This window comes from Candidatus Zixiibacteriota bacterium (assembly GCA_034003725.1).
In the GTDB taxonomy this organism is placed as follows: Bacteria; Zixibacteria; MSB-5A5; order GN15; family FEB-12; genus WJMS01.
The window spans coordinates 73,759-91,531 of sequence record JAVEYB010000009.1 but is presented as its reverse complement, the minus strand read 5'-3'; the positions used below and the strand labels follow the sequence as shown (position 1 = coordinate 91,531).

Annotated in this window: 15 protein-coding genes; 4 read left to right on the top strand and 11 right to left on the bottom strand. The window is 60.6% G+C overall.

Features of this window, described 5'->3' with window-relative positions; translation table 11 throughout:
• Positions 1-77: 77 nt before the first annotated feature.
• The 5 genes from accB to rfaE1 all read right to left on the bottom strand — a co-directional run bounded on the left by accB (position 78) and on the right by rfaE1 (position 4,088).
• The gene (gene accB, locus RBT76_11160; GenBank protein ID MDX9858342.1) at positions 78-572 is read right to left on the bottom strand and encodes an acetyl-CoA carboxylase biotin carboxyl carrier protein; all 495 of its coding nucleotides are present in this window, start codon (positions 570-572) and stop codon (positions 78-80) included.
• A gap of 106 nt (positions 573-678) precedes the next feature.
• Positions 679-1,755 carry an aminopeptidase P family protein gene (locus tag RBT76_11155; GenBank protein MDX9858341.1) on the bottom strand — a complete coding sequence of 359 codons (1,077 nt, stop codon included), beginning with the start codon at positions 1,753-1,755 and terminating at the stop codon, positions 679-681.
• 2 nt (positions 1,756-1,757) lie between these two features.
• Positions 1,758-2,513 (bottom strand): tetratricopeptide repeat protein, encoded by a 756-nt coding sequence (locus RBT76_11150; GenBank protein ID MDX9858340.1) that lies wholly within the window; start codon positions 2,511-2,513, stop codon positions 1,758-1,760.
• A 42-nt stretch (positions 2,514-2,555) separates the two neighbouring features.
• The gene (gene rfaE2, locus RBT76_11145) at positions 2,556-3,041 is read right to left on the bottom strand and encodes a D-glycero-beta-D-manno-heptose 1-phosphate adenylyltransferase (GenBank protein MDX9858339.1); all 486 of its coding nucleotides are present in this window, start codon (positions 3,039-3,041) and stop codon (positions 2,556-2,558) included.
• 6 nt (positions 3,042-3,047) lie between these two features.
• On the bottom strand, positions 3,048-4,088 hold the full coding sequence (gene rfaE1, locus RBT76_11140) for a D-glycero-beta-D-manno-heptose-7-phosphate kinase (GenBank protein ID MDX9858338.1): 1,041 nt from the start codon (positions 4,086-4,088) through the stop codon (positions 3,048-3,050).
• Positions 4,089-4,227: 139 nt separating this feature from the next.
• Between rfaE1 and RBT76_11135 the strand changes: the two genes are divergently transcribed.
• The 3 genes from RBT76_11135 (at position 4,228) to RBT76_11125 (ending at position 9,911) form a co-directional block, all read left to right on the top strand.
• Complete coding sequence (locus RBT76_11135; GenBank protein MDX9858337.1) at positions 4,228-4,554, top strand: DUF3467 domain-containing protein; 327 nt, start codon at positions 4,228-4,230, stop codon at positions 4,552-4,554.
• Positions 4,555-4,682: 128 nt separating this feature from the next.
• Complete coding sequence (locus RBT76_11130; GenBank protein ID MDX9858336.1) at positions 4,683-4,904, top strand: hypothetical protein; 222 nt, start codon at positions 4,683-4,685, stop codon at positions 4,902-4,904.
• A gap of 141 nt (positions 4,905-5,045) precedes the next feature.
• Entirely contained in the window at positions 5,046-9,911 is a 4,866-nt protein-coding gene (locus tag RBT76_11125) for a PAS domain S-box protein (protein MDX9858335.1), read from the top strand.
• Here RBT76_11125 and waaF read toward each other — a convergent pair whose 3' ends face one another.
• Genes waaF through RBT76_11095 form a run of 6 tightly spaced genes read right to left on the bottom strand, consistent with a single transcriptional unit; the run spans position 9,912 to position 17,049 of the window.
• Positions 9,912-10,976 (bottom strand): lipopolysaccharide heptosyltransferase II, encoded by a 1,065-nt coding sequence (waaF, locus tag RBT76_11120; protein MDX9858334.1) that lies wholly within the window; start codon positions 10,974-10,976, stop codon positions 9,912-9,914. It abuts the gene before it with no gap.
• Complete coding sequence (locus RBT76_11115; protein ID MDX9858333.1) at positions 10,976-12,457, bottom strand: TolC family protein; 1,482 nt, start codon at positions 12,455-12,457, stop codon at positions 10,976-10,978. Before RBT76_11115 ends, waaF begins: the two co-directional genes overlap by 1 nt.
• Before the next feature lie 28 nt (positions 12,458-12,485).
• Positions 12,486-13,793: an ABC transporter permease gene (locus tag RBT76_11110; GenBank protein MDX9858332.1), complete on the bottom strand. Its 1,308-nt coding sequence runs from the start codon at positions 13,791-13,793 to the stop codon at positions 12,486-12,488.
• Positions 13,790-15,124 carry an efflux RND transporter periplasmic adaptor subunit gene (locus tag RBT76_11105; protein MDX9858331.1) on the bottom strand — a complete coding sequence of 445 codons (1,335 nt, stop codon included), beginning with the start codon at positions 15,122-15,124 and terminating at the stop codon, positions 13,790-13,792. The genes RBT76_11110 and RBT76_11105 overlap by 4 nt, the downstream gene beginning before the upstream one ends.
• Before the next feature lie 54 nt (positions 15,125-15,178).
• Positions 15,179-16,060, bottom strand: coding sequence for a hypothetical protein (locus RBT76_11100; GenBank protein ID MDX9858330.1), 882 nt, complete (start codon positions 16,058-16,060; stop codon positions 15,179-15,181).
• Positions 16,048-17,049 carry a peptidase MA family metallohydrolase gene (locus RBT76_11095; protein MDX9858329.1) on the bottom strand — a complete coding sequence of 334 codons (1,002 nt, stop codon included), beginning with the start codon at positions 17,047-17,049 and terminating at the stop codon, positions 16,048-16,050. Before RBT76_11095 ends, RBT76_11100 begins: the two co-directional genes overlap by 13 nt.
• A 159-nt stretch (positions 17,050-17,208) precedes the next feature.
• Between RBT76_11095 and RBT76_11090 the strand changes: the two genes are divergently transcribed.
• Positions 17,209-17,703 (top strand): ferritin family protein, encoded by a 495-nt coding sequence (locus RBT76_11090; protein ID MDX9858328.1) that lies wholly within the window; start codon positions 17,209-17,211, stop codon positions 17,701-17,703.
• Positions 17,704-17,773 lie beyond the last annotated feature (70 nt).

Sequence of the window (17,773 nt, the reverse complement as noted above, 5' to 3'; positions counted from 1 at the left end):
GCCCTTCCCAAAAAAACAACCGGCCGGAGCGAGAACACTCCGGCCGGTCTGCATTCCTTGAGCCTGCCCTGCGAAAATCAGCCGTTGGGATCGACCAGGAACAAGGTCTGGCCGAATTCGACCGGCTTGGCGTTTTCCGCCATGATTCTGACAACCCGCCCCGAAACCTCGGATTCGATTTCGTTCATCAGTTTCATCGCCTCGACAATACACACCACCTGCCCGACCGCGATCTTCTCGTTGACCGACACATACGGGTCGGCATCGGGGGCCGGTGCGGCATAGAATGTCCCGACCATCGGCGATTTGATCGCGACCAGCTTGTCGTCGGCGGACGTGTCGGCGGCGGGAGCCGGGGGCGCTGCGGGCGACGGAGCCGGGGCGGGCGCATGAGCCGCGGGCGCCGGGGCGGGAGCCTGGTGCATCATCACCGGAGCCGCGCCGTGGCCGTTTGAACCCGCATGCAGGCGCTGCGTGATTCGTACCTTGCGGCCCCAGCTGGAAACTTCCAGCGACTCAATCTCGGATTCCTCGACCAGTCGTATAAGTTTTCTGATGTAACTTTCGTTCATTTTCAATCCTTTGTGCGCAAAGCCGCTCCCCACCGACCGACATCCCGGTCGACACTCCTGTCCGGCATCTATTGAAAGGCTGTTGTATAGTATAACCGGGGCCAGTTTAGAGTTCCAATAGTTTTTTTTCGGCCGTATTGAGCACCCGGCAGCCGGTCCTTGTCACAACCACGTCGTCTTCGATTCGCACGCCTCCCCAGCCGGAAATGTAGATCCCGGGCTCGATGGTTATCACGTTGTTAACCTGCAACTTATCTTCGGACGGCGCAGCCACGCGCGGGCCCGTGTGAATGTAGAATCCAATCCCGTGGCCGGTCCCGTGACCGAAATTCTTCGCATACCCGGCTTTGCGGATAATACTGCGACAGGCCTCGTCAACATCGCGCGCCATCACCCCCGCTTTGACTTTCCTGATACCCGCCAGCTGCGACCGGAGCACGATATCGTAGATCTTCTTCTGCTTTGCACTGGCTTTGCCGACCACGATCGTCCGGGTCATATCCGACACGTAGCCGTCGACGGTCGCGCCAAAGTCAAAGGTCACAAAATCACCCTTTCTGAGCTTTTTTTGCGATGCCACCCCGTGCGGCATGGCGGAGCGAAAACCGGACGCGACAATCGTCTCAAACGCCGGCTTCTGCGAACCCAGCATGATCATCTGGTACTCCAGTTCGGCGGCGAGTTCGCTCTCGCGGATTCCCGGTTTGATCAGTCCCAGCACCCGCGCCAGCGCTTCGTCGGCGATCGCCGCCGCCCGGGAAATCGAGGCGATCTCAGACTTCTCTTTCACCCAGCCAAGATCAGCGAGCACATCGGGCGCCGATGCGACGATGGACTTGTTGAGTATGTGCACGAGCCGGCCGCGGGCCGCAACCGTCAAATAGTCCGGGGCGAAACCGTAGCGGACGTTCTTTTTGTTGAGGGCGGGGAAATTGGCAAGGTTCGCAATAAGATCGCCCTTGTCGGCCACGAATACTTTCGCTCCCGTAACCTGTTTTTTAGCCTGGTCGGCATACCGAAAATCCGTGAAAAAGAGCGCTTCCCTTCCATTCACAACCAGCAAGCCGTTGGAGCCGGTGTACCCGGTGAGGTAGCGGACATGGTCGCCGTGATTGATAATCATGCCGTCGAGATTTTCCTGTTTGAGGCGGCTGCGAAGTGCCGCGATGCGGGTGGTCGACATCGTCAACGCTCCTTCTGTCGTATCGATTGTTCCGCCTGCTCGAGTTTCTCGGCGAGGCGGGAGGTGTGATTTCGTTCGTTGAGGACCCGGTAAATCTCGGCCGCAAGTCGCGGGTACCCCTGGGCGAAGTACAGGTCGGCCAGCGTCTCGGTGTAAAACGGGATCGAGCGAAGAGGTCCGGGCGGCGGCGCGCTTTCGGTCGGCCGGCGGAGAGTGATCGTTCGGGTCTGTTCGACACGCGCCGTTCGGATCGGACAGCTGAGCCCGCGGCCGAGCGGATCCAGCGTCTGCACCCGGCGGTAGTATGTCATCGCTGTGACCTCGTCTCCGAGCGCGAACTTGATATCGCCGAGATGCTTTAATGCAACCAGATTGTCCGGATCGCGTGACAGCACCGAGAAAAACTGCTCGGCCGCCATTTCGGTCTGTCCGGCAAGATGCAGCGCGGTGGCATAGGTGACCCGCCCCGACAGCAGATCGGGATTCTCGGACAGCTGCTCCCGACACAACTCCACGGCCAGGGCGTACTTGCCCTGTGCGACCAGCTTCCGCGCCCGCGCCGGCCAGTATCCCAGCGATGCGAGCCGGTCGGTCAGCGAACCCGCTGATACTGCCGACGAGTCGGCGTGACGGGCTGTATCCGGTGCCGTGACCGTTTCGCCCGACAGGTCCGCCACGCGCACGCGGTCTTCCTTTGTCGGTGTTATCGTGATGGCCCGCTCTGAATCGGGTTGTTTGTCTGTGTCTTGTCCGGCCATGAACTGAAAGGTACCAATGAACGGTTCAAACGCAAGTGAAGCTCAACGCTTCCGGCGGTCGGCCGAACGGAGCTTTTTCACAAGAGTGGTTGTCGATCGACCGGGCGCGAGCCGAACCCGCCGGACTGACCCGCCGTAGGAACGAACGAAGTCCGCGCCGACGATTTCGGAGACGGCGTAATCGGCGCCCTTGACGAGCACGTCGGGACGAACCTGTCGAATCAGCTTGTCCGGCGTGTCCTCGCCGAAAATCATCACGTAATCGACCGCACGCAGGGCAAGCAGGATTGTCGCGCGATCCCCCTGCTTTTGCAGCGGTCGGTCGGGGCCCTTGAGGCGGCGAGTCGAGGCGTCGCTGTTCAGTCCGACAATCAGGATGTCACCGAACGACTTTGCCCGGGCGAGATAGTCTACATGCCCGCGATGCAGGATGTCGAACACACCGTTGGTGAATACGATCTTTTTGCCGGCGCGACGGAGACGCTCAACGGCTGCAGCGAGCGATGTTCTCGTGAGAAGGTGCTTCACGTCGGGTTACTTGCCTGAAAGTTCATTGTCCGCGGTGGGAGCTTCCAGTTTGCCGTCTTTGAGGTGTCCGGTCAATTCTTTGCGAAGCTGCTTGAGCGATATGGTGGCGGTCCCGATTTCGGCCACGGTCCACCCGGCCGCGACATTGGCGAATACGGCTGCCTCGGGCAGAGTCGCCCCGGCGCATACCGCCGAAACAAACGTCGCAATCACCGTATCGCCGGCCCCGGTGACGTCAAAGACCTGCCGCGCGAAGGTCGGGATATGGGTCGGTTCATGATCGGTGGAGAACAGACTCATCCCCTGCGGGCCGCGCGTAATCAAAATGGATTTCGCTTCGAGCTTCTTCAGCAGCCCGTTGCCGACCTCATACAAATCCGCCTCATTGAGAATCTTGCGCCCGTACGCGAAACCGGCTTCGTGATGGTTCGGCGTGATGAGCGACACCCGCCGATAGTTGTGGAAATTGGTCTCCTTCGGGTCCACCGCAATAAAGACGCTCCGCTCGTTGCACAGGTCGGTGACCGACTTGAGCAGCGACGGCGTGATGACGCCTTTGCCGTAGTCCGAGATGATAACCGCGCTGGTGGTCGTGATCAGCGAACGGACCTGCTCCATCATCCGGCGCTCGACCGGCTCTGTAAGGGGGCTGCGTTTTTCGCGGTCGAACCGGACGACCTGCTGGGAGTGGGCAATCAACCTGGTCTTGATCGTTGTCGGACGGTCCGGGTCGGTGACCATGTTGGCCCGCGAGATGCCGCGCTGCTCCAGCAGCGCTCCAAGTTTGTCGGCGGCCTCGTCGGCGCCCACCGTGCCGATCAGCACGGACTCATCTCCGAGCGCCCTGATGTTGGCGGCGACGTTGGCGGCACCGCCCAGATTGGTGCGGTTGGACGTAACTTCCACGACCGGCACCGGAGCTTCGGGAGAAATGCGTTCGACAACCCCAAGCAGGTACTCATCGAGCATGATGTCGCCGATGATAAGCACTCTCGAGCGGCCGATGCCGCCCAGCAACTGCTCGATTCGATCCTGTTTCAGCGACATGCCCGGGCTCCCCCGGCCGGAACCGGTGACGAGTGCGGATCATAGAATACGTTTGACATGGTGACCGAATATATTAGAATTCGGCAACACGAACAAGCACAGAAAAGCCTCTTATCTCATTACGGCAGAGGAACATCTTATGGAACCGCGACCACCGCAGCAGATCAAAATCGAGCTTGGCGACAAGGAGGCCGAGGGTATCTACGCCAACCTCGCGCTGATCACCCATTCGCCGACCGAGATTATTCTCGACTTCGCCCGCTACATGCCCGGACTGCCTAAAGCCCGCGTTCTGTCGCGCATTATCATGACGCCGATGCACGCCAAGCTGCTGCATCGGGCGCTCACCGACAACATCAAGAAGTTCGAGTCGCAATTCGGCGAGATCAAAATCCACGGCGGTCCCATCCAGCCGCAAAACCCGATTGGCTTTAGCGCGCAGGAAACGGGCGACAGCAACACATAACGATCGGTGGCCTCCTCTCGGGCTGCTGCTGATCATGCGCCGGCAGGAAGTTCGTCGGAAGCCGCTCTGGCGGTAGATACAGATTTTAGTTGCTCCCGGTCGGTCGGCAGCGCATACAACCGACGAGTATGTCGCTGGTCAAGGAAACCAAACGCTGCCCGTATTGCCAGGAGGCGATCAGTGTCACGGCGATTCGCTGCAAGCATTGTCACGCCGACCTGAGCGGTCCGGCAAAATCCTCCATAAACCGGTCTGCGCGCTACAACACGTTCCGGTTCGGCTTTGTCGCCGGGCTGCTTTTTTCGGTTATGATCGCCATTCTGGGCTATCTTCACTGCAACGGTCATTAGGTGCCGCTGCTTGTAGCATATCTGTCGACCTCCCAACGCCTTACTGCCTAAATTAACCCGGCCCCGTGCCGATACATAGACCATAGCCAATAAACCGCACGAATCAGATGCAGAGGACGTAAAGGGGTAGCTGAATCCGATATGCCGCGCGCCAAGTACACCGGTTCATTGCTCGCCATCCTGCTGGCGCTTGCATTTGCCGTGGCGTTTCCTGAACTCGTCGAACTCCTGGGACACGATGCGTGCTTCCTTGCTGCGATTCCATCCGTAGCGGCGGCCCTGTGCTGGGGGTTCTGGGGAAGTCTGATCACATGGCTGCTGCTGCTCCCGGTCTCGATTGCGGTTTTTGCCATCAGAGATATACCGATCGATTCGCTGGCCGTTTCACCCTACGATCCTCAGGATCTCGCCACGACCTTGCTGGTCGTCCTCGCAATCGGCTACCTTGCCGAACTGCACCGCCAACTTCGGACGAAGCTGGAAGAGGCTACGGACAACGCTGCCAAACTGCAGTTGTCACGGGCCCAGCTGCAGTCCAGCCTGGACGCATCGAAGGACGCCATCGTCCTGATCGATACCAACCGCACGGTCGTGGCTCTGAACGCGGTCTCGGCGCACTTGTCGAAAGTAATGACCGGGCGGTATCCGGACATCGGTTCCGATTTCGCCGAGTGTCTCGACGAACCGGCGTGGGAAATCGCCTCGAAGCTGCTCGACGAAGCGATGACGGGGCGCACGGCGGTCCGGGACAAACACGAAATGGCGGTAAACGGCGAGACCCGCTTGTTTCGTGTTACGGCCTATCCGATCGTGACCGACAGGGGCGAGGTCGAGGGGATCTGCCTCTACGCCAACGATATCACGGCCGATGCCCAGTCAGTCGCGACCCGCGAACACGAGATTTCGCTGCTGAATCGCGTTATTGACGCCATACCGATTCCGGTGTTCTACAAGGGGCTCGACGGTCGCTATGCGGGCTGCAATTCTTTGTATGCGGAACTGCTCGGGTGCACCCGTGAAGACGTGGTCGGCCGCACACTCGGAGAAATCGTCAACGACCCGGAGTCCGACAAATATCGCGAGACCGACGACAAGCTGCTGGCGGAGGGCGGTCGGCATGTGTACGAGGGACCGGCGGCGTTCGGCCCCGGACGTCTCCAGAAGACCATCGTGCTGGCCAAAGCAAGCTTCAACGACGACGCCGGGGAGGTCGCCGGTATTGTCGGGACAATCACGGACATCACGGAACGAAAAGCCGCCGAGGACGCGCTGGCTCAGAGCGAGGCGATGTTCCGGGTGGTCTTCGACAAATCCCCGATCGGCGCGGCGATCGTATCACTTGACTGGACGATCACGCGGGTCAACGAACAGTTGTGCGAACTTCTCGGGTATCCGGAAGACGAATTGGTCGGGATGTCGATCGATCAACTGCTGCATCCCGAAGACGTCGAAGAAGCCCGCAAACGCCTCGATCAGCTGCTGAACGGCGAATGCGATCATCTGTACGCCGAGTCGCGCTACATCCGCAAAAACGGAGCGACGGTCTGGGGATACCGCTCGGTGCGGCTGCTCCGGTCCGATGACGGACGGCCGCTGCATTTCATCACCATGGTCCAGGACACGACGGCCCGGCACGTTGCACAGGAGGCGCTGCGTCGATCCGAGGAGAGTTATCGGCTGCTGGTCGAGTACCAGTCCGACCTTGTCGCGAAGGTTGACGCCGACGGTCAGTTCCGTTTTGTGAGTCCGAGTTTCTGCCAGATGTTTGGGCTGGAAGAGAAGGATCTGCTGGGCAAGCCCTTCCTGCCGCTGGTACACGAGGACGACCGGGCGTCGACACTGGAAGCGATGAAGGACCTGTTTCGGCCGCCGTATGAATGCAGTGTGCAGCAGCGTGCCAAGACGCGTCACGGCTGGCGCTGGCTCGCGTGGGCCTGCAAGGCCGTCACCAACACCGACGGAGACGTAATCGAAATCGTCAGCGTCGGCCGCGATGTTTCCGAGCAGGTGAAGACGCAACAGGCCCTGCAGGCGTCCGAGCGACGGTATCACGCGGTGTTTGCATCCGCGCGCGACGCTTTGTTCGTGCTTCGCGACGATACTTTTATCGACTGCAACGAGCAGGCATGCGCCCTGTTCGAGACCACCAGGGACGAAATCGTCGGCCAGGGCCCCTGCATTTTCTCGCCGAGCCACCAGCCTGACGGGCGGCCATCGGTCGCGGCGGCGCTCGGGTATATCCAGGCGGCCACGCGCGGCGAAGCACAGTTCTTCGAGTGGCAGCATTGCACCTCCTCCGGCGAGATCAGAGACACTGAGGTCACCCTGTCGCCGCTGGAGATCAACGGCGAGGAGCACCTGCTGGCAATCGTTCGCGACGTTACTGCCCGAAGGCGGGACGAGCATGCCCTCAAGGAGAGTCAGCGGAAGCTGTCCACCCTGATGAGCAACCTGCCCGGGATGGCGTACCGCTGCACGATCGTCGGCCAGTGGGCCATGGAGTATGTCAGCGACGGCTGCAAAGAACTCACCGGCTACGACGAATCCGAACTGGCGGGCAACGCATCCGCCTCCTACGGCGAGCTCATTCACCCGGACGATCGGGCGTACGTCACCGACAAAATCGCGCAGGCAGTCGCCGATCGCACGGCCTTCAATCTGTCATATCGCATCCAGCCGCGCGCCGGCGCGGAGAAATGGGTCTGGGAACAGGGTCGCGCGGTCTATGACGACGACGGCACGGCGGTCGCGATAGAAGGCCTCATTATCGATATCACCGGTCAGAAGCAGGCGGAACTTGAGTTACGCCTGTCCGACGCGATCCTCCGCCAGATGCCCGACGCAATCATCGTCACTGACGGCAAGCGGCATATCACGCATTGGCTCGGCGCCGCCGAGTCCTTATTCGGATACACCGAAGCAGACGTGGCGGGCAAGGCTCCGCAAATCGTTTCACCCAGCCCGTCGGCAGATCGACTGCAGGAGTCGCTTGAAGCTACCCTCGCACAGTCAGGCTTCCTTCACATGGAAACGGTCTGCCGTCGGAAAGACGGTACCACGTTCCCGGTCGATATGACGGTCAAGACTCTTGCCGACGCGCATGGCCTGACGGTCGCCCATATCAGCGTCGTACGCGATATCACGGAGCGGCGGGCGGCCGAGGACCTGTTGCGCGACAGCGAACAGAAGTTCCGCCTGCTGTTCGAAAGCGCGCCCCTGGGGATTGTCTCCTTTAATGCGAAAGGCGATATTCTCGACGTCAACCAGCGCCTGATGACTATCCTCGGTCTGCCGAGTCGTGACCGGGCACAATCGCACACCCTCGATACCCTGCCCCGCCTGAGCGGGACGGCCTTTGTCGATGACGTCAGGGCAAGCCTTCAGTCCGGCCAGCCGGTGGCGAGAGAACTGTCCTGCCAGCTTGCGTGGGGAGCCAAAGAGTATCTCCGGTATCTGCTGACGCCCGTTCGCGACGACGCCGGTACGCTCACCGGTCTGCAGGCGATGATTGAAGACATTACCGACCGCATGCTCAGCGAACAGGAACTGCGCAAGCTCTCGGCCGCCGTCAACCAGTCGGCGTCCGCCATCTGCATCACCGACACCAACGGACGGATCGAATACACCAATCCGCGCTTCTCGCAGATCACCGGCTACGGCGTGATGGACCTGGTGGGTCGGTCAACGTCGCTGCTCAAGTCCGGTCGTCACACGGACGACTTCTACCGCGAGATGTGGGCGACAATCTCGTCCGGACAGGTCTGGAGCGGCCTGGTGCAAAACCGCCGCAAGAACGGCGAGTTCTACTGGGAACGCAAGTCGATCTCCCCGGTATTCTCCGATGACGGCCGAATCATGAACTACCTGTCGGCGTCCGAAGACATCACGACCGAGCTACTGACACAGGCCAAGCTGTCGGAGTCGGAGAAGATGGCCGCCGTGGGCATGCTCGCCGCAGGCGTGGCGCACGAGTTCAAAAACTATCTCGGGGGAATAATAGGCAATGCGTCGTTTGCGCTCGAGGAGATTCCCGAGACCGACAAGCTCTCCCGCGACACGCTCGAGCAGATCATCCAGATGGGCGAGAAGGCCAACCAGGTGGCCATGTCGCTGCTGACGTACTCCAAGGCGCGGCCGGACGACCGTTCCCGCGAGGACCTGCGCAAACTCATCCGGGACACGATCAGCCTGGTCGAGAAGGAGCTCCGCATCCGCTCGATCGAACTGGTCACGTACTTCCAGGACGTTCCGGAAGTCGTCGTGTCCGCCAGCAAAATTCAGCAGCTCCTGCTGAATCTGATCATCAACGCCGAACACGCGATCAGCAGCAGCGGAGTCATTACGGTTGCGCTGCTGCGCGACTCCGAACTCGTCTATTTGAAAGTCGGCGATACCGGGACCGGCATCAGCCCCGAACATCTTCACAAGGTGTTTGACCCGTTTTACTCGACCAAGGGCGCCTGGGGCAAGGACAAGCTGGTGGGCACCGGCATGGGACTGGCGATCTGTCGGAACATCGCCCGCGAGCACGGCGGCGATCTGACCATACAGACGCGGGTGGGAGTCGGGTCGACATTCACGCTGACGCTGCCGATTCACGCGGCCGAAACCGAGACGGAACCCGTTCCCGCACCGCAGGGCGCGGCGCCCCGCGTGCTCATATTCTCACTCGACACGACCATCATGCGTGATTACTTCGAAGATGCGTGCGCGGCGGGAGTCGACCTTCTCCTCTCCGACAGCATCGCCGACCTGGTCGAAGATTTGGCGGCGGTTGCCGATGTCGCCGTTTGCGACGCACGCTTTTCGGGGAAGGTGGAACTGCTGATGTTCGTGGAGAAGTGCATGACGTCGCACGTGCCGTACGTAACGGTCAACTGCGGGGCCATGGAGTACCAGCTCTCCGACATCTACGATAACGCCCGCGCGAATTTCGCCGATATCCCGGCGTTTGAGCGTCTGCTCGAACGCCTCGGACTCGGCCGGACAGCCGCCGCACGGGCGTGATTACCGCGATGCCGGTTCGGACGGGGCGCCCCGGCCGAGCACGGTCCTGACCCGCTCCGCCACCATCGCCACCGAAATACCCTTCATACAGGCCATCTGTTTTTCACCGGTCAGCGGGCACTTGTTTTTCACGCAGCTGATGCAGTCGAGGTGTTCGAGGTAGATCAGTTCTTTCCGCCGGCTGAGCGGAGTCGTCTCTTTCGGATCGTCGGCGCCGGACAACACGACCACCGGTGCGCCGACCGCGGCCGCGAGATGCGCGGGTCCGGAGTCGTTGCCCACAAAACAGGCGGCGCGCGACAGCACCGCGGCCGTCTCACGAAGGGACGTGCGGCCCGCCAGGTTCACCACGGTCGTCTCGGCGTGTCCGGACGCAACCCCGGCGGCGGTCGGGCGGTCGTCATCCGATCCGATCAACACCACCTTGAGCTTCATCTCTTCGACCGCAATCTTCACCAGCGCCGCATAGTTCTCGGCGCCCCAGCGGCGCGATTCGGCCACCGCCCGGCAGGCAACCGCGATATAATCTTCGCCGTCCGCGACTCCGAAACTCTCGAGCATTTCGCGGGCACGCGTGATGTCGGACTCGTTGAGGAACAGCTTCGGATACACGTAGGTCAAATCCCGTCCCGCGCCCCGTCGCAGCAGATTGAAATACACCTCGGAACGATGTTCCGAGTTCAGCGGTACCGGCAGCGGCAGCGGGCGGGTCAGCAGCAGCCGACGCCCGTCCGCGATATAACCGATACGTTCCGGGACGCCCGCAAGCTTGAAACCGGCCGCCGCGCCGAACGACGGCGGCAGGATATACCCGATATCATACGAACCCTGCGCGATCAGTTCGCGGATCTTAACGACCGCCATCATCCCGTGAATGTGTCGCGGCGGAATGGTCACAATGTGATCGACCGCGGGATTCTGGTGAAAGAGCTCAGCCATCGGCTCCGGCGTCAATATCGAGACGGTCGCGCCGGGATAGGCCTCGCGCGTTTCGTTGATCATGGGCAACGCCATGATGCAGTCGCCCAGGTGGTTGGGCGTGCGTATGAGTATGTGCTGACCCATCAGCTGACAAACGTGCCGTCGAGCTCGATCTTGTTGAGAAGGAAAGTCTTCAACTCTTCGAGAAAGCGATCCCTGGTCTCGAGGTAAGATATGCGGCTCCCCAGAAAGGTCAACTCCGATATCTGTCCGTCTTCCATGCGGGACTGCGCAATCGACAGCCGGTTCTCCGCCAGCGAAATCTGCTGCCGCACGATATCGAGCCGCCGGAACGAAACATCGAGCCGGTTCACCAGGTTGATTATCTCCCCCCTGGCCGATTTCTCGGCCCGTTCCATCTCCAGTCGCGACTGCTCCGCCTCGAGTTGAGACGCCTGCACGGCCGCGGACGATGCGCCGCCGTCCCACAGCGGATACGTGAGATTCAGTGAGACGCCCCAGCTGTTCGTCTTGATCGGGTCATCGGGCCGGTCATCCGTCTGGATCGTGCCGCGACCGAACGAGTAGCTGACCGACAGGTCGCCGTTGAGCCCGTGCGACGATGACGCGTAGCCGGCCTGCCGACGGGCCTTTTCATACTGATACCGAGCCCGGTGTACTGCCAGCGACTGCTGCCAGTTGTCGACATACTGACGGCGGCCCGACTCGTCGATCTCCTGACGTGCTTCGGGTTCACTCACCGAAAGCTCTTCCGATGGTTCCATGTCCAGAAGCAACGCGAGTTGACGGCGCTGCTCGCCGGCATTGGTCTCCGCCTCGAACACCGCCAGCTCGGCGTCGAGTCGCGCCGATACGCTTTGCAGCAGCTCTTCCTCGGAGATAATGCCGTCGGCGAACTTCGCTGAATCGATTTCCGCTTTCAACTGTGCCGCGCGCATCTTGTCGTTCGCGAGCGACGCGGCCAGCGACAACCGAAGCACCCCCATGTACGCTTCCACCACTTCCTTCTGAAGCGCGGTCCGGTCCTCGAGCTGCTGCAGTTGCGCCAGCCCGAGATCATCGGACTTGTTATGCAGGTCGTTTTTGGCTTCGGACGGTTTCAGGATCGGCTGGTTGAGTTCGAACCGGAAAAAGCCTTCGTCGCGCGTCTCCGTGATATCGCGAAGCGTTTGGCTGGGTCCGGCGATCGGGTACTCCTCGTCCTTGCGGGTCAGGTTCGCCGTGATATTCAAGTCACCGCCGGTGATCAGGCTCTGCCGCGCGCGGATGAAGGAATTGAATCCCAGGTCGCTGGTCTGGATGAGCTGCTTTTCCTGCAGACCGCCGAAGAAACGGTAATCCTGCACTTCCGAATACGCGGGGAGTTCCCCGTTTATGGAGATCTCCGGGAAATAGAAGTTGGTCCGGCGGGCGCGATACGTCTGTTCGGCGACTTCGAGGCGCCCGCTGATGATCGAGCCGCGCGACGTCCTGTTGCAGGCGATATCGATCGCATCCTGCAGCGTCAATTCCACACCGGAGGCCGTGCCGGCCCACGCACACGACGCCGCAATCATCCAGGCAGCCGTTCGCAGACGGGCGGGCATCACTACCAATCGCATCATCGCACTCTCCTCTATCGCATACCGGGAATCATTCATACCGAAGGGCTTCGATAACATCGAGGCGGGCGGCCTTGCGCGCCGGGTAGATCCCGAACACCAGACCGACCGCGGTCGAAACGCCGACCGCCAGTACGATGGCGGACACGGACACGATCGTCGGCCAGCCCGCATAAAACGTAATCGCCTGGGCAATCACCAGTCCCAGCGCGAGACCGATCGTACAGCCCAACAGGCAAATCATCACCGCCTCAAAGAGAAACTGCCGGAGAATATCCATCTGCGTGGCGCCGACCGCACGCCGCACGCCGATCTCGCGGGTGCGCTCCAGCACGGTCGCCAGCATGATATTCATGATCCCGATCCCGCCGACCAGCAGCGAAAGACCGGCGATCGCACCCATGACGATGTTAAAGATCTGCTGGGTTTTCTGCGACTGGCGAAGCAATGATTCGGGCACCACGATCTCGTAGTCCGTGATGCCGCCGTGACGTCGTTGCATGATCCGCTCCACCAGCTTGGTAACGGCCGGTACGTAGTCGAGCTGGGTCACGGTCACGGTGAGCTGATCTATCTCCGGCGTGTTGTAGGCCTGACGTTGTTCTCCGTTGTCGCCGCCCGTCCAGAACTGAACCCGCTCCGAGGACAGCTCGCGCCGGTCGAATTTCTTGGCGGCCGTGCTGTACGGGATATAGACGTCTTCGTTGAAATTGCGAAGTTCCAGCCCCTCGACCTTCCCCCGGCCGATATACTTGTCCGCCATCACGCCGACCACGGTGAAATCGAGCAAACCGATCCGCACACTCTGGCCGATCGGATCCGAAAACGCGAACAGCGCTTTTTTGGCCTTCGCGCCCAGCACACACACCTGCGCGAAAGTCTCCATGTCAATCTGATGGATAAACCGCCCATACTCCACTTCGATCGAACTCGAGTAAACGAATTCGGGAGTGGTCGCCACCACGCGCACCTCGGCTTCGCGCGGACCAAATCGCACGGACGGGACCGCCTCGAATCGCTGAGGGACGACGTTGCCCACGAGATCGTAGAACGATTCGATATTGTCGCCGTCGGCAAGGCTCAGTCCGGGGGACCGCTGCAGCCCTTCCTCCGACCCGGCCGCTTCGTCCGGTACCTTGGCGTTGATGATGATGTTGTTGATGCCGAGAATGGAGATCTGTTCGAGAATCTCCTGCTCCGCGCCTTCGCCGATCGAGAGCATCGAAACCACTGCCGCCACGCCGATGATCACGCCGAGCATGGTCAGAAACGAGCGAAGCTTGTGGGCCGACAGCGAATCGAATGACAGACGAAGGATCTGCCCGTAGTCTTTTCTCATCGACGTCCCCGGCGACCCGATGGGTTCGACGGTGGCGCCTGTCGCTGTCCCCGGCCCTGATTCAACTCCGGTTCGGTCGCCTTGTCGCCCGGGAGGCTCTGCGATTCAAGCGAGGGGTCGACCAAACAGACCTTCTCCCCGCCGGACAATCCGCTTGTGATCTCGATCTCCATGTCGTTGCGTCGACCAACTTCCACATCGCGACGGTCGCCGCCGCTGAGGTAGACAACGGTCTTGCCGTCCCGTTCAAAAACCGACTCCAGAGGCACCGAGACGACATCGGGAATGCGATCGACAATGATGTTCGCCGAGGCGGACATGCCGGGCTTGAGTTCCTCGTCCTGCTCCAGGAAAAGCACTTCCACGTCAAACACGTTGATTTTTGAGTTCATGTCTTTCTTGCGGGCCAACGTGCCTTTCTTGGTCACCACGCCCGCATACTTCTTGTCCGGGAACGCGTCGAGCGTTATCTCGACCGCCTGCCCCGAATCGACCATGAAAGCGTCGACCTCGGAGGCGGTCGCCTTGACGATCATCTCGCTCAAGTCGGGAAGGTTGACGAGACCCTGCCCGGGCCACGGCGCATCCCCTTCCTGCACCTTGCCCATGGAGCCGCCTTTCCAGATCTCGAGATACACCACCATCCCGGGAATGGGAGCGGCCATGGTCATCTGGGCAAGTTCCTTTTGCGCCATCGTCACTTTGTCCTGGGCGCGCTGGACCTCGAGTTCGGCCTTGGCCATGTCGGACTTGATCTGGTCGAGCCGCGCCTGAAAATTCAACTCGGCCAGCTCCAGTTCCAGCCGCGCCTCTTCGGCCAGCGCGGGCGCCTCGTGCTTCATCTCGTCGTACTTTCGCTGCGCCTTCTGCACCTCCAGCGTCAGCTGCTTTTCCTGAATCGTATACTCCTTCTTGGATCGCTCGAGCGTGGTCTGGGCGATTTTGAGGGACGATTGGAATTCGTTCAGATCGGCCGTCTGCTGCGTGGCGTCGAACCGAATGATCGGATCGCCCTCCTTGGCGACGCTGCCTTCGGGCGCCAGCCACGTTATCTGAAGCCCCCGGACCCGCGGCGCCGAAATCGTGAACGCCCGCTTGGCGTCAACGGTGCCGCTGGCCTTCAGCGATATGACAAACTCGTCCTTCAGGACGGTTGCAGTGGGTACATCCGCCGACGTAGAGAAGATGGCGTTGACGCCGTAGGCGCCGCCGAGGAGAACAACCAGAACGACAATAACCGTGATGATACGTTTCACACACACCTCGTTTATCGAAAGCCGCCGGCGATCGCCGTCCGGCGTCGGATCAATCAAATCGGACCGACCTCTCATCAGCCCGTATCCCGCATACTTCTACGCCAAAAAACCCGCTTGGTTGCTTGAATTTCAATCCAATTTCCATCGCCGGTGCGTCCACATCCACTGGGCCGGATAGGCACGAATACACGACTCAAAAAACCGCAAATACTGCTCGGTCATCGATCGGATTGCCGATTCTTCGTCCTGCTCCCGGGGAGGATATATCGCCGGTCCGGGCATGATGACGTGCCGATCATGCCGTTCACGCCGCATGCAGAACGGCAGTATGGGCGCCCCGCATCGAATCGCAAACAGCGCCGGCCCGCGGGCCGCCGCCGCAGGGCGACCGAAAAACTCCGTCACCAACTCGGCCGCGGGCGCATGCTGGTCGGCGGCAATCGCGATCACCCGGTTCTGCTTCAGGGCTCCAAAAACGTGGCGGACCGTTCGGCCAACCCTGATAATCCCGATCCCGGCACCCTCGCGAAGCGATGTCAAGACGGCATCAACCAGCGAGTTATGTTGGGTCGTCACCAGCACGTCAACCGGATAACCGCTCATCGCCAGATAGGCCCCGGCCAGTTCCCAGTTCCCGAAATGCGGCACGACGATAATCGCCCCCTTCCCGTCCGCCAGCGCAGCGTCAATAACCTCAAGGCCGTCCGGCACGACAATACGCCTAATGGATTCGGGCGTGAGCTTCCGGAATCGGGCCAGTTCGAACAGCGTCCGGCCGATATTGGCAAACACGTCGACGACAACGCGCTCTTGCTCTGTGCCGGTCAACTGATCGCCGAGCGCTTTTTCGAGATTGTCATGGGCAATGCGGCGCCTCTTTCGGAGCAGCACAGCGGCCGCTCGACCGAGCGCCGCCCCGGCACGGTCCGAAAGCGCCGCAGGCAACAGGTTGGCTAAACCAATCCCGACTCGCGCCAGAAGGTATTCGACCCGATGACTCAGCGTCGCCATGGCTCGTCGTCGTCGGTCTCTTCCGGTTGATCCGGATTCCCGTAATCGAAGTCTTTCGACCCCAGCGCGTCTTCCTCTTCCCACTTGCGATAGTAGTCGCGGCGGCGCTTGATGGCGAGGACGCCGCCGATAATGATCACGGCGGCAAGCAATACCCATAAAAACATCGTATCCACCAGTAGCGAAACGATATTGAACCGTCCCGCAAGATAAACGCGAAACTCCGCTTCAAACCCGGCCAGGTCGGTGCCGGTTGCGGCAATGAGAGCGCTGTCGAGAACGGTCGGCTGACCGCCTGTGGGGCGCTGATCGCCGCGACCGGCATCGCGAATCCAGTCCAGAAGTGTATTAACAGCATCCACCCGATATTCGTCAAACAGATATTTGACCGCGACATACGACTGCGCATAAGCAACCTCGGCGCGCGGCGCCGAAAATCGATTGAGCCGCTCGATTTCGCGCAGCGGCACGAAATTGCCGAACACCGCCGCTTTGCTGAGCGTGAGGTTGTTCGACCAGTCCCATTCGGTCGACACCAGCATCGCCAACCCTTCGTCGAACCATCGCGGCGGTTCGCTCCACCCGGTCCGGTCGTGCAGGGCAAGGTGTGCGTACTCGTGGGCGAGCAGTTCGGCAAGCGACTTCTGCACGTTAAAACGGTCGGGCGACTTGATGACGATCGTCCGGCGCGACGGTATAGCCGCCGCGGCGCCCCAGTCCGGGAACGCTCCCCCCACAAGGCTGTCGAACTCCCACTGACGGCCGACCACATGAATAGACGGGCGATACGCCAGACTGTCACGAATCAGCCGTATCAGTTCTGATCGCGCCCTGTCTACGATCGAATCCGCCAGCTCAAAATCTCCGGGGTCATCGAGATAAAACTCCGCCCATCTCCCGGCGATTGCCTTGTCGGTTGCCCCGAAACCGGCGACGGAGAGCGCAAGGCTCAACATGATGAGTGCGACTAATCGCACGGCGGTTGTCATACTGCGAAGATACGACACCGGCGTATCAAAACAAAGTCCGCCGTGCAGCGCCCGGTCCCGATCGCAGGGTCGGCCGTAATCCGATTGACATCCCGGACAAATCACTATACTTTATCCCGCAGCGAAAGAGTTTCGTAAGCACTCGGAGGAAGTTTGACAATGAACGTGTTTGATTTTGCGATGAAGATGGAGCAGGACGGCCGCGCGTTTTACCTCGAGCATGCCGATAAAGTCAGCCATCCCCAGCTGAAGAAGATTCTGCTCGAACTGGCCGACGACGAGGCCAAGCATTATGCCATCTTCAAGGCGCTTCGCGACGGTCAGCCGACCGCGTACGACGAGGCCTCCAGAACCGGCATCCTGAACACGGTCAAAAACGTGTTCGAGGAGCTGAAAGCGGGAAATCGGGTCTATTCCTTCCCGGCCGACGCCCGGAAAATCTGGGCCCAGGCTCAGGAAGTCGAGAAGAAGTCCGAGAACTTCTATCGAGAGAAGGCGAACGAGGTTGGCGACAAAAACCAAAAGCACATTCTGAACAAAATCGCCGACGAAGAGCACAAGCACTGGGTCACGATGGAAAACGTGATTAGGTTCCTCGACCGGCCCAAAACCTGGCTCGAAGACGCCGAATGGAGCAATCTGGAAGAGTATTGATCTCCGGAAGCGTCCCGGACGGAAACGAAAAGCGCACCCGACCACGGGTGCGCTTCTTTTATTCCGGTAT

Excerpts from the sequence above, each read along its gene's own strand:
- RBT76_11135 (MDX9858337.1), top strand. The coding sequence starts at position 4,228 with ATGGAACCGCGACCACCGCAGCAGATCAAAATCGAGCTTGGCGACAAG.
- RBT76_11130 (MDX9858336.1), top strand. The coding sequence starts at position 4,683 with ATGTCGCTGGTCAAGGAAACCAAACGCTGCCCGTATTGCCAGGAGGCG.
- RBT76_11110 (MDX9858332.1), bottom strand. The coding sequence starts at position 13,793 with ATGAGAAAAGACTACGGGCAGATCCTTCGTCTGTCATTCGATTCGCTG.
- RBT76_11095 (MDX9858329.1), bottom strand. The coding sequence starts at position 17,049 with ATGACAACCGCCGTGCGATTAGTCGCACTCATCATGTTGAGCCTTGCG.
- RBT76_11150 (MDX9858340.1), bottom strand. The coding sequence starts at position 2,513 with ATGGCCGGACAAGACACAGACAAACAACCCGATTCAGAGCGGGCCATC.
- RBT76_11100 (MDX9858330.1), bottom strand. The coding sequence starts at position 16,060 with ATGGCGACGCTGAGTCATCGGGTCGAATACCTTCTGGCGCGAGTCGGG.
- waaF (MDX9858334.1), bottom strand. The coding sequence starts at position 10,976 with ATGGGTCAGCACATACTCATACGCACGCCCAACCACCTGGGCGACTGC.
- RBT76_11090 (MDX9858328.1), top strand. The coding sequence starts at position 17,209 with ATGAACGTGTTTGATTTTGCGATGAAGATGGAGCAGGACGGCCGCGCG.
- RBT76_11115 (MDX9858333.1), bottom strand. The coding sequence starts at position 12,457 with ATGATGCGATTGGTAGTGATGCCCGCCCGTCTGCGAACGGCTGCCTGG.
- rfaE1 (MDX9858338.1), bottom strand. The coding sequence starts at position 4,088 with ATGTCGCTGAAACAGGATCGAATCGAGCAGTTGCTGGGCGGCATCGGC.
- RBT76_11125 (MDX9858335.1), top strand. The coding sequence starts at position 5,046 with ATGCCGCGCGCCAAGTACACCGGTTCATTGCTCGCCATCCTGCTGGCG.
- accB (MDX9858342.1), bottom strand. The coding sequence starts at position 572 with ATGAACGAAAGTTACATCAGAAAACTTATACGACTGGTCGAGGAATCC.
- RBT76_11155 (MDX9858341.1), bottom strand. The coding sequence starts at position 1,755 with ATGTCGACCACCCGCATCGCGGCACTTCGCAGCCGCCTCAAACAGGAA.
- RBT76_11105 (MDX9858331.1), bottom strand. The coding sequence starts at position 15,124 with ATGAGAGGTCGGTCCGATTTGATTGATCCGACGCCGGACGGCGATCGC.